The organism is Streptococcus suis (genome assembly GCF_002964045.1).
GTDB lineage: Bacteria > Bacillota > Bacilli > Lactobacillales > Streptococcaceae > Streptococcus > Streptococcus suis_U.
Window position 1 is genome coordinate 1 of record NZ_POPB01000322.1, and the last position, 12,023, is coordinate 12,023.

The 12,023-nt window shown below is 42.1% G+C and carries 7 protein-coding genes, 1 pseudogene and 1 riboswitch; all 8 genes and pseudogenes read right to left on the minus strand.

What is annotated here, in order from left to right:
- Positions 1 to 126, minus strand: a pseudogene (locus tag C1E99_RS14960) (ISL3 family transposase); the annotation flags it as partial.
- Positions 127 to 561: 435 nt separating this feature from the next.
- Positions 562 to 706, plus strand: a riboswitch (adenosylcobalamin (AdoCbl) riboswitch).
- A 382-nt stretch (positions 707 to 1,088) separates the two neighbouring features.
- Positions 1,089 to 6,791 (minus strand): discoidin domain-containing protein, encoded by a 5,703-nt coding sequence (locus tag C1E99_RS05875; protein ID WP_161951160.1) that lies wholly within the window; start codon positions 6,789 to 6,791, stop codon positions 1,089 to 1,091.
- Between the two features lie 359 nt (positions 6,792 to 7,150).
- Positions 7,151 to 7,723 carry a flavin reductase family protein gene (locus C1E99_RS05880; RefSeq protein WP_105206930.1) on the minus strand — a complete coding sequence of 191 codons (573 nt, stop codon included), beginning with the start codon at positions 7,721 to 7,723 and terminating at the stop codon, positions 7,151 to 7,153.
- Between the two features lie 33 nt (positions 7,724 to 7,756).
- Positions 7,757 to 8,857 (minus strand): NADH-dependent flavin oxidoreductase, encoded by a 1,101-nt coding sequence (locus tag C1E99_RS05885; protein WP_105206931.1) that lies wholly within the window; start codon positions 8,855 to 8,857, stop codon positions 7,757 to 7,759.
- A complete protein-coding gene (locus C1E99_RS05890) occupies positions 8,838 to 9,443 on the minus strand; it encodes a histidine phosphatase family protein (RefSeq protein WP_105206932.1) in 606 nt (201 codons plus the stop codon). Before C1E99_RS05890 ends, C1E99_RS05885 begins: the two co-directional genes overlap by 20 nt.
- The gene (gene cobS / locus C1E99_RS05895; RefSeq protein ID WP_105206933.1) at positions 9,440 to 10,162 is read right to left on the minus strand and encodes an adenosylcobinamide-GDP ribazoletransferase; all 723 of its coding nucleotides are present in this window, start codon (positions 10,160 to 10,162) and stop codon (positions 9,440 to 9,442) included. The genes C1E99_RS05890 and cobS overlap by 4 nt, the downstream gene beginning before the upstream one ends.
- Entirely contained in the window at positions 10,159 to 10,743 is a 585-nt protein-coding gene (cobU, locus tag C1E99_RS05900) for a bifunctional adenosylcobinamide kinase/adenosylcobinamide-phosphate guanylyltransferase (protein ID WP_105206934.1), read from the minus strand. The genes cobS and cobU overlap by 4 nt, the downstream gene beginning before the upstream one ends.
- On the minus strand, positions 10,736 to 12,022 hold the full coding sequence (gene hemL, locus C1E99_RS05905; protein ID WP_105206973.1) for a glutamate-1-semialdehyde 2,1-aminomutase: 1,287 nt from the start codon (positions 12,020 to 12,022) through the stop codon (positions 10,736 to 10,738). The genes cobU and hemL overlap by 8 nt, the downstream gene beginning before the upstream one ends.
- Between the last annotated feature and the right edge of the window lies 1 nt (position 12,023).

The window sequence follows — 12,023 nt, forward strand, 5'->3', positions numbered from 1 at the left end:
GCTAGGACTGTCGTAATCTAGCTTTGCCCTGATTTCTAGATGGGTTTGATGTTTCAAAACGAAGAGAATTTTAATGTTTTTATCTTTGATTCCGATTAGTTCTGTGGTATGATAAAGCTGTTCCATATGAACCCTTTCTAATGAGTTGTTTAGTCGCTTTTCATTATAGGTCATATGGGACTTTTTTTCTACACTCAAAAAGGCTCCATAATCTCCACGGTGGATTTACCCACTACAGAAATTATAGAGCCACTTTAGTGTACTCTTTTTTTCAACAATTTCAATCCTAAAACTCACTATTATCAACATTTTTAGTCAAAAACAGAACTTAGTCTGAGACTAAATTCTGTTGATTTTATGCAGTTTTCTCAAAGTAACTTCTGGAAGGACGGGAACTAGAACTTACTTTGAGAATTTACCATTTCTTTGTCTCAGTCTAATTTCCAGCTTTGGTATTAGACTAGAACTTACTTTGAGAATTTTAGTCTCCGTTCAAAAAAATAAAATTAAATCATTTCTGTTGAAAATATTAAATCTATAGGTTATAATAATAATGCTAGAAATTGATTTTAGTACTTTTGGAAACATGGAAGTTTGGTGTAAATCCAACGCGGTCCCGCCACTGTGATAAGCTTTGCTTTAAGTCAGGTCTTTGGTTTCAAATTTTAGTAGATTACATGCCTCGATGTAAGGTGTGTTGTCAGTTTGGATAAGGCATTTCGAATACTTTTCCATTATTGGCTCTACATGTAAGTACCTTTCATTTTCTAAAGATAAGGAGACTTATCTTACTGCAATGGAGCAGGGCCGATAATCGGGAAAGCTACCGTTAACCAATGATGCTTAACAATCCATACACTGTTGTATAATCGCTTTCTTAACGTGACCATCAAGCCATCTTTGATAGACTTATTAAGGTGGCTTTTCTCATACAGTCTGAAAAACTCGACACAGTAAATTGTGTCGAGTTTAATCATTTTTCAAGTTGTAAAAGGAAACATTCAATAGCTAGAACCTGAATACATCGCCAGTGCTATTCACCGACTAATGACAAATCAATATTCAATCAGGACAACATGCAAAATACATCAGTAATTGGTATTCAACATTGATTGAATTCGAGTATCCAGTGTTCTTGTTGACAAAGTTCTACCTACCAAAGCAGCACGAAGTCTATCATTTGCAGTATTAATTGCTACCTGACTCTGTCCTTGCAATGCAGTACGAGCTGCTGCTAGTTCCGTTTGGATAGTGCGGCGTTGGGCAGCGGTATAACGACTCGTTACAATGCTATGAGCTTGGTCAATCGCATTTAATAGATAACCTGTTGTTAAACTTACGACAGTATTTGAAGGAATGACCTTCAATTCTGCTACCGCTACAATTTTATTGACCATACTTGGACGCCAGTGATGTGTTTCCAGAGCAGTTAAGCGGAAATACTTGGCTTGTACAGCTGCAAATCTAATCGAACTTGTTGCAGTTGTTGTTTGGAAGCTAATCGTATTATCAGTATTGCCATTTGTAATCGTAACACGTTTCCATGTTTTTCCGTCTAGACTGTATTCCAAATAGGCTTTCTTGATATTGCCTACCGCATTTGCTGCATCTTGACGTGGTGTGTACTGAACTTCTGCAATGGACTGAGCTGTCTGCAATCCAATAACAACCTGTTGCTTGGTCTGACTGTTATCTTGAGTTGGAGAACTTACCCAATAGGTGTTTTTGTTTCCGTCTGAAAGGAGGGAAGCACGTCTTTCTCCACCATCATTACTATCAAATGACGTTGCGGATGTAAGGCTGGTATCTAAAGCAGCACCTTTTTTACCTGGATTTAATTGCTGGTATAATTCCAAGGCGGTTTCAAAATCCCGTGCCTTATTTTCAAGAATAAATCGACTAAAGGTTCCAGCAAAATTTGTACCTGCTAGTTTGAGTGTCGAACGGCTGAGCTGTTGATTTAACTTAGAAGAATTGTAGTGACTATTATGCAATTCTCCGTTGATGTACAAGCGTAAGCTACCGTTAGCAACACGAACAGCTGTAATGGTTACTTCTTCTCCAACTGCAATCAATTTATCAGCTTGACCACGGTCTGCTGTACTCAGTTGTGTAAATGGAGCTGAGGTAACTTTCTCACCCTTGACTTCAAAGACAGCTCGACCAGCCTCATCAACAGATAATTTCCATTGATTCGATTGCTCTGCGAGTATTTGACCAAGTCTATTTAATTTGGCCTTGACTGTCACTGAGAAAACTCCTCGTCCTTCTACACCGTCATTATCCAAACTATAATTATGAGAAAGACGACTGATATCTTGAACGACTCCATTACTGAAGGTCGTAAAGCTCACTTTTCCGTTCGATAGGTTTGCAAGCCCAGCATTGTCTTTGACATTTGAATAGCTCACCGATACTTTTTCTCGGTCTGTCAAATTTTTACCTAGTTGCAAGGTTACAGTTCTAAGGTTCTCATTTAATTTGACTGATTTTACTGTATGTCCAGCAACTGTGAAACTTGCCTTATCAATCACCACACGCTCATCAAATTCAAGTGTAATGGTATTATCAGTAATTGCTTTAGCTTCGAAAACTTGGGCAGGTCGTTTATCCTGACTCGTCGAATATTGGAAGATAACCGTTTCATAAGGTTTCAGAGTGATTCGGAGAACATCGCCATAATTTGTTACTGAACTTGTATCATGTCGTTTGTCACCTAAAACTGTCACTCTGTGCAAACCTGTTGTTCCTTCTCGCATTCCGACAATTCGGTCTAGGCGCAATTCATAGCTCTGTTCTTTATCTATTGGGTTGCGGACAGATACAATTCCATTATTCGCATCCCAAGCAGAGTAACCATAGACTTCTCCCTCGCGAGGTTGACCACCATGGTAAACTGCATTTCGAAGTGTTTCAAAATTAGACTCTATCCATTTGACAGCTTCACCATTGACCTGCCACTTGGCGTCGTCCAACATACTTGGACTATAGTAAAATTCCCAGAATCCTGTACCACGAGTGCCCAGCATGTAGAGATAGGTTCGGAAGTCTTCGGTAGAGAAATTGATTTGACCACGTGCTGGTCCAAGCGGTGTCATCTTCTTACTTGTATGGGCTGTTGCTCCATAAACTGGATCATGGTTATAAATATTTGAAAATGGGATCTGCCACTTACGATCACGGACTAACTTTTCATAAGAATCATCCCGATAAGTCAGTGCCTCATTGACATCGTTACCAAAATCAAGGGTATCATACGGAGCCTTCTTGACCCCATCCTGATAATCTACATCGGCAGTATTTTGCATCCAAATCGAATTGACCCATTGCAAGAACCATGGTGACGGTGGAATGTAGGATGTCAGATTGATCCACATCTGATCAGCACTTGGAGCATTGTCACGAATAATATGATACAATTCAATCCAACGCTCATGAGCTTCTGTCATGGAATACATATTTTTGTATCCACCACCGATGTAATTGCCAGCAGTATCTGTTGTCTGTTGCGGATAGCGGAGCATCCCGTCCAATTTCCAATAGTTAATATCAAATTCCTGGCCATAATTTGCAAACAATTCTTTCAAACCATCGACATATCGTTTATCTCCGATGTAGACATCGCCTGCTGGTGTTTTTGAACCGAGATTATTTTCTGCTAGGTAATTGGCCATGGTTCCTTCTGTTCCATAACCACCACGTGGTCCCATCCAGAGTCCAAAATCCGAACCAAAACGTTTGACCTGTTTACTTGAATCATAGAGTTTGTTAGGGAACTTGCTATTAAAATCCCACAAGGAACGAACATTTTGCCAACCATCATCGACAACAAATGAATCAAGAGGGGAAATTCCGCCGTTCGTAAAGCCACGGTCAATTTCGTTGAAACTTGATTGAATATTTTCTGCGGTAATATTCTTCATCAAGTCATACCATGAATTATACTGCTTACGGAAATAAGTCTTTGTACCAATTTTAGCGATGTAATCGTAGAAGTCTTGTTGCAAGACACTATAGTCATTGGAACGAGCAACACCCACAACTGTATTCCATGTCCGGTAATTGCCATTTTCATCCAAATCTAGTTCCGCCAAGGTTTTTCCTGAATAATAGCGTGACAACAACTGCTTGTTGGTACTTTCAACCGTATTCCAAGAAATCGGGAATTCCGAACCTGTGTAGAAACTCCCTAAATATACCGGCTGACCTAGGCCAGCATGGAAGCCATCAAAATTTGCCATTTCAGCAATTGGTGCCTGTTTTGAAAATTCTTCATACTTTTGATTTTCAACTAACTGGAATCGTTGAAGGTCAATTGTATCAATGGTTAAGGTAGAACGGTACTGTTCTGGAACAGAAATGGAGATATGTGACTGGCTAAATTTAGCTTCTTTTTTTAGATTCATCACATACTGAACAATTACAGGTACATTTTTATAGGTAAATGGTTTAAAGGTATAAGTTATAGTCTCTTCCTGGGCAGTTTTAACTCTTACTACACCATCTTCAGCCAAGGTCAATTTATCAAGTGAGATTTGGGTACGAGCTTGGTAGGCATCCAATTCTTTCTGGTAGGCCTTTTGACGGGCTTCCTGACGTGCTCGAACTTGAGCAACGGTAGAGCTTGATATATCTAATTCAGCAATGGCAGCATAGGGTTGACCATTTTGAGAACTAATTGCTTCAAAACGAATGGCTTGGACATTCTTTTTGGTTTGTCCAAAGTCAATGTATTGGGCCTGTTTAGGATTTGAGGTGATTGTTCCTTCCTTGAATAGAGTAAAGTCACTCTGCCCCTTTTCCTTAATATAGAGTTTATAGTCCTTAATCAGACCATTCACATTTTCTGGACCGTCTTGACGAGGTAAATAAATCAACGTGCGAATATCTTTGGCAGTTGGGAAAGTAATATCAACATAGGCTGGCAGGGTTTTATGAGGGCCGGTACCTGCATTGTGGTAATTACTGTGCCAAATTGTATTCTGATCTCCATCAAGAACGAGCTGAACATTCCCTTCTCGCTTGCTAGCATTCGCTTGACTATTAGTGGAAACAAGCCATTGGCTACGGTCTTTTGATTCTGGCTCATATAAGGGTTGACTCGGAACTGGCGTCGTATCCGTCGCATCTGGTTTAAACTGGATGACAAACTCTTTTGACCCCTCTAAAAATTCAACAGTTTCCTTGTTATTTCCTGGTAGTTTGTTGACAATATTAACCGTGCGAAGTTTGCCATCTCTGACAATCATGTTACGACTCATATAGTCATTTTCAAGGACAATATCCTGATTTTCAACAGTAGGATTGCTATTGATTTTTCGACCAGTAATTGAGACCTCTGCTACTGCAACGAGTGTATTATGTTTCGCTGCAGATTGCCAGTGGTAAGTATCAAGTGCAGCAATACGGAAAAATTGTGCCTCAACTGGACTAAACTGCACAATCTTTGTTTGCTTGCTAGTATCAAATACAAACACATTGTCTGTACTTCCAACAATGTTCACACGTTGCCAAGTATTCTGATCCGTTTTGTACTCGATATAACCTCGCTTGATATCGCCAGTCGCATATTGATTGCTTTCACCATCCTGACGAGGTGTAATATCGATTGAGTTGACCTTTGCCTTCTCTGTCAGTCCTACAGTTAGGTACTGGGTAGCGTTCTTGTTCCAATCGCTTTCAGCATTATTACTTTGCCACAGAGTATTTGGATTTCCATCGGTAGCATAGCTGACTTTGCGACCACCGCCATCTTTAGCATCCCAGCTAGTAGCTGTTGTATAGCGTGGGTCAATGGTGACCAAGGAATCAGCTGAAACTCTTTTAACTCCTATCGGCTTAAATTCCGCAGCAGCAACCACTTGATTGAGCTTTGAAGGATTCCAATGGTAGGTCTCTAAACCAAGTAATTTAAAATAGCGGGCAGTCACTGGTTCGATTTCAATGGCCTTAGTGACACGATTAGCATTTAAATGGAAGCTATTATCATTACTTCCCACTAAACCTTCACTATTTCCAGTTTCTGGATCAATGATTGCTGTCGGAATGGCTTCCTGCCAATTTTTCCCATCAATACTATGGAAAATTTTCCCGACCTTGATATTCCCAACAGCTCTAGCCGTTTCTTGTCTAGGGGTGTAGAGAACTTGGCTAACCTCTGCTGTTTCTGTCAAACGCACAGTTACAGTTTGAGGATTGCTGGTTGAATTTGGACTTGATGGATTTGATGCCCAATGAGTAGTAGACTTGTTATCAATAACATGGATCTTATCACCTTCAGGATCATTCGAAGTTACTTCTACATAAGTTGGGTCAACAGGAATTTCTACCTCAACAAGAGCTTCCGCTACACTTACAGGAGCTTCCGCTACACTTCTTGATTGGTAAACAGGAGAAGTTTCAGTAGCGACAGGAGCTTCTAATTCAGCTGAGCTTGTTGTCGCCTGCGTATTCACATCTGATGGCAGGTTTTGTGCAGCAACTTCTTGTTCAGCTGGATTCAAGTCGGACACTGGAACGGTTTCTGTCCCAGCCTGAGTCGATGAAACAACAACCTCTTCTGTGCTTGCTGCTGGAGTAACACTGGTCTCTGTTACTGCTTGAGTAGCTTCTGTTTGGCTTGTAGCCACTGTTGTCGAAATCGTTTCCGTTCCTGACGGTGTCGAAATTGTATCAGCTGCCACCTTTGGTGCTGAAGATAAGCCCGCAAGCAGGACACCAATCGCTACCGAACCAATTCCCAGACTCGTTTTACGAATCGAATATTGATAATTGCGATTTAATCGCTTCATTTTCATTCTCCTATTTCATGTATGTCAAACACTTTTTTCAAAAAATAATATGTATATACACTAAAATACTTTTAAAATCTTTTGGTCAAAATGTATTTTGTGAGCTTTTATAGTATAGAGTAAACTCCTTAATAAATCAAGTAAACTCTCCTTTATATAAGATATAACAATACTTTGTTTTTAAGTGTTAATAATAAAAAAACGAATGATTTCGAAGCGTATTTAAAAACTTCCAATCAATCGTTTGTAAAATATGACACAAGTGTTCAATTAAGTTATTTACCAGAAAAACATTATTCATCCAGTTGATGATAAAACTCAGAAAACTCATTTCCATTTTATTGCCAGAGTCTGAAAGTTTACTTTTCAAGGTCTTTCTTTTTCTTAATAAGACTCCCCATTTTAATAGCATGATCATTATAGTAACGATAGTGTCGACCTGAACCATCACCGATATAGCTGATCGGTGAAAAATCACTGCCCTTAAAATCACCATGCTCATCAAGCAAGTCTTCTTCTACCACTCTGCGCGTTACTTTTCCGATAATATTGGTCAACTTACCACATTCCACAAGTTCAACAACTTCGCACTCAATAGAAATGGGGCATTCATTGACCAAAGGAGCATCAACCGTTTCACCAACTGTATAGGTCAAACCAGTCAAGGCAAATTTATCTTTACGGCTATTAAAACCAGCTATTTCTACTTCTTCCAGCAAATGTTCTCTTGGAATATTGACAGTGAAGTGACCATGTTTGCTGATTTCTGTCACAGCATTTCCCTTTGTCCTCACGCCAATCACCATCATGCTCCCAAGGGAATAGACGGAACTTGAGGTCGTTATATTGTATCCATGAACATCATCCTTGTAACCCAAAAAGAATACCGGAAAGCCAAAATATAACTTACGTGTCTCAAATGTTTTTTTCACCTTTAACTCCTTTAGGTAGTTTTTTGAACATCATTAATTTCCCTCTAAATAATCCCGTAAGGAATTGACAAATGCTGTCGGTAGTTTCAGTTCTTCTTGCAGGTCATCTCGATAGCGGGTAATGATGTCAGACTCTCGTCCCTGAGAAACCTTGATTGGCCAGTCGGGATCTAGGAGCATGGCCTTACCAACAGAGAAGAGTGGGATGTCTTCTGCTAGAATCTCTTCTACATCTTGACGGGTCTGAATCCCACCAACTGCAATCAGGGGCACTCGTCCATTGATTTTTTTTATGACGGAGTGAATGATAGGCTCTAATGCATCAGGATTTCGCAGGGAAGGTCGGAAAACATGACTTAAGGAGAGATGAAGATAGTCTACCCCCATTGCTATCAACTGCTCTATCAGCTGCAAACTATCCCATAATTCAATACCTGGATCTTCAATCTCTTCTGGGGAGAAACGGTAGCCAACCATAAACGGTCTATCTGCTTCTTCCTTGACTAGTTTTTTGATCTGCTTAACCAAGGTCTTGGCAAACCGCATACGGTTATTCAAACTACCTCCCCACTTATCTTGTCGTCGATTGGAATGGGGAGAAAGGAATTGCTGGATTAAGTAAGTATTGGCCCCATGTAACTCCACTCCATCAAAACCTGCTTTGATGGCTCTTCTGGTTGCATCAAGAAAGGCCTGTAATATCTCATCTACTTCCAAATGCTTAAGAGAACGAGGTTCTACCACATGACCATGGGAACCAATAATAGCACTAGGGGCTACTGGTTTTCCTTCAATTAGAACTGGGGGAACCATGCGGCCTCCATGATAGATTTGTAAGACTGCTAAAGCTCCTTGGTCCTTGATGGCTTGGGCCAGGCGAGCCAGACCTTCAATCTTGTCATCTTCTGCGACGCTGAAACTATCTCTGAATGCCTGCCCTTGCGTATGCACATAAGCACTGCCTGTAATGACCATGCCCACTTGGCCAGCACGACGAGTGTAAAAGTCAATATCATCTTGCGATACATAGCCTCCCGGCTGACAGACACTTAGGGTCATGGGAGCCAACACCACTCGATTTCTAGTGTACAGCTGATCCGTCAGCTGTACAGAATCATGAATTGTTTTTATCATCTACAACCTCTTTTCCTAAAAGATATGCAGTAACATTTGTTCCTTCTTTTTCTACCACTGTCACAGTTCCTTGGGGGAAATCAATATCCCAAAATAGGGCCGATGGATCTACTAAACGCTGGTAAATCAGCCTTAGGACACCTAAGTGAGCAACAAGGGCCAGTGACTGACCTGGATGTTCATTGACCAATCTGTCCGTTTCAGTCCAAACCCGGTCTTGAAAGTCTCCAAAGGCTTCCGCTTCTGGTGGTCTGTAGGTAAATGGTGCTGCCAACCAGGCCTCCCATTCCAACGGAAATTGTTCCTGAATCTGATCGGCAGTCAGGCCTTCCCACAGTCCAAAACCTTTTTCATCCATGTTCTTTAAGGGGATTGGATGATGTATAGGAAAGACAAGCTGGGCTGTTTCCTGGCTGCGTCTTAAAGAGCTAACATAGACCTTGTCAATCGGAATAGTTTGCATCAGAGTGTGCAAGGACTGAGCCTGATCTTTCCCTGTTTGATTGATGGAAACATCCAAGCTTCCGTAAAAACATCGTTTTTTGTTCAAATCGGTTTCACCGTGACGCATGAGATAGATTTTCATATGATTAACCCAATAATAAATAGGAGTTGAGCCACTTCGACAAAGGCTCCCAAGGTGTCACCTGTATGGCCGTCAATTTTGTGGTAGACAAACCGGCGATAGATCTGTGAACCAAGCAAGACAAGGCCGTAGGCAAGCAAGCCTTTGTAGCCAAAGACATACATTAGACTGGCTAGTGGCAAGAGTTGAGCTAGAACGATTTGGCCACCTGTCGTCCCTGAGAAAAAGTTACCTGTTCCACCTTCAGCCCGTGCATAGCGCATACGATAGAGCTGCAGGGCTAGTCCAGCCTTTCCAATCATGGACAGGGCCGCTACTATAAACCAACCTGGCTCAGGAAGATAGGGATAGACCACCAACATCAAAGCATAGTAGAGAATCAAGGCCAGGACACCATTGCTACCGATTCTGCTGTCCTTCATGATTTCCAACATTCTCTCCTTTTTCCTGGATGAAAAGAGTCCGTCTGCAGTATCTGCCAAGCCGTCTAGGTGAAACCCTCCTGTCAGCAAGACATCAAAGAGAAAACTAAGGCACCAAGCAACAATGCCTGGCAAGACCAATTGAGCTAGGTAGTAAAACAGGCCTGTAATACTCCCTAGTAAAAGTCCAAATAGGGTCAGATAGGGAACTCCTTTTTGGATATGAGCGATATCCACTTCCTTGTTGATGGGAATTCGGCTAAAAAATTGTGTGTAAATAATCAGTGCATGTATCATTTTAAGCGTTGAGCAAGGCCACAAATCACCAGATAGACCTCACTCGCCTCCTTCGCTAAGAACTGATTCACCTGTCCAAGCAGATCTCTAAAATACCGTCCCAACTTAGTATCTGGAACGATGCCCAGTCCAATTTCGTTGGTGACAATGTAGAGCTGGCTCTCCCTTGTCCCATGAGCAAGTAGGATATCCTGCCATTGATCCTGAATCTGTCGACTGATAAAGGCCTGTTCTTCCTTGCTGAGAAAGTTACCATCCTCTAGAGCTATTTTCTCAGGGAAATAGGTTTCAACCAGCTGAAAGAGGAGATTGGTCGTCAGCATGGTAGCACAGTCCAGCAAGTAGTAGTCGTAGGTTTGGTCTTTCAACCAGGATCCAAGATCTGCAAACTGCTCATGGGTTGTCCAGGAGGCTGGACGGCGTTCTTGGTGAAGCCGAACCCGCTCCTGCCATTCACTGTCGGTGCCTGAACTCATTCCTGTCGCTATATAACATACTCGCTCTTTCTCCCAGATTTGCTCTTCTGTGAACTGCGATTTGCCACTTCGAGCTCCTCCAGTTACCAAGACAATTTTACCCATATATTTCTCCAAAAACAGTATCAAAGGCCTGCAAGGTCTGCTCAATATCTTCCTTGGTATGAGCTGCGGACATGAAATTTGATTCATACTGGGAAGGTGCTAGGTAAATCCCTTGTTTGAGTAAACCTGCATGGACACGGGCAAAGATTTCTTGGTCGCTGGCTTTAGAATCTTCAAAATTCCGAACAGGTCGCTCGTTAAAGAAAAATCCAAACATGGTACCAACCTGTACAACCTGAAGGGGAATCTGATACTTGACAGCCAGTTCTTTCAAACCTTGGCAAAGCTGATTGGTTCGTGCCTCCATGTCCTTGAAGATTTCCGGTGTCAAGGACACCAAGGTTTCATATCCAGCTGTCATAGCAATCGGATTTCCTGACAAGGTACCTGCCTGGTAAACCGCCCCCATTGGAGCGATATAGTCCATGTACTTCTTCTTACCTCCAAAGAGGGCCATTGGGAAGCCTCCCCCAACAACCTTACCAAAGCACAACAGGTCAGGCTCCACACCGTACAAGCCCGTAGCTCCAGTGTAGCTGGCCCTAAATCCTGTCATCACCTCATCGATAATAAACAAGGCACCATATTGACTTGTGAGGTCACGAATAGCTTGGATAAAGTCCTGCTCTGCTGGAATCAGGCCCATATTTCCTGCCACAGCTTCGATAATAACGCAGGCAATTTCTGAGCCCATCTCTTCAAAACAGGCCTGAAGGCTGGCCTTATCATTATAAGGAAGAGTAAGAGTATCCTGAGCAGTTGCTTCTGTCACTCCAGGAGAATTTGGTAAGCCAAAGGTGGCAACCCCAGATCCTGCTTGTACGAGGAAGGAATCACTGTGTCCATGGTAACAGCCAACAAACTTGACGATTTTATCCCTCTGGGTCACTCCACGGGCCAAGCGAATAGCACTCATGGTAGCTTCCGTCCCCGAACTGACCATTCTCAGCCGTTCCAGATAGGGAATTCGCTCCTGTAGGTGTTGGCCCAAGCGGGTTTCCAAGGGACTTGGTGCTCCGAAACTAGTACCGCATTCCACGGCTGATTTGACCGCTTCAATGACCCGATCTTCTGCATGACCTAAAATCATTGGTCCCCAGGATAGAACGTAGTCTATGTAGCGATTTCCATCTACATCATAGAGATAGGCTCCCTTGGCTTTGTCAATAAATACTGGATTGCCCTCTACGGCCTTAAAGGCTCGAACTGGACTATTGACTCCACCTGGAAAAACGGTTTGGGCTTGTTCGAATGCGAGTTTAGATTGTTGAGTCTGCATC

What these genes read in the sequence shown, in the direction of transcription:
- C1E99_RS05875 (WP_161951160.1), bottom strand. Translation starts at nt 6,791, where the DNA reads ATGAAGCGATTAAATCGCAATTATCAATATTCGATTCGTAAAACGAGT.
- C1E99_RS05885 (WP_105206931.1), bottom strand. Translation starts at nt 8,857, where the DNA reads ATGATAAAAACAATTCATGATTCTGTACAGCTGACGGATCAGCTGTAC.
- C1E99_RS05890 (WP_105206932.1), bottom strand. Translation starts at nt 9,443, where the DNA reads ATGAAAATCTATCTCATGCGTCACGGTGAAACCGATTTGAACAAAAAA.
- cobS (WP_105206933.1), bottom strand. Translation starts at nt 10,162, where the DNA reads ATGATACATGCACTGATTATTTACACACAATTTTTTAGCCGAATTCCC.
- cobU (WP_105206934.1), bottom strand. Translation starts at nt 10,743, where the DNA reads ATGGGTAAAATTGTCTTGGTAACTGGAGGAGCTCGAAGTGGCAAATCG.
- hemL (WP_105206973.1), bottom strand. Translation starts at nt 12,022, where the DNA reads ATGCAGACTCAACAATCTAAACTCGCATTCGAACAAGCCCAAACCGTT.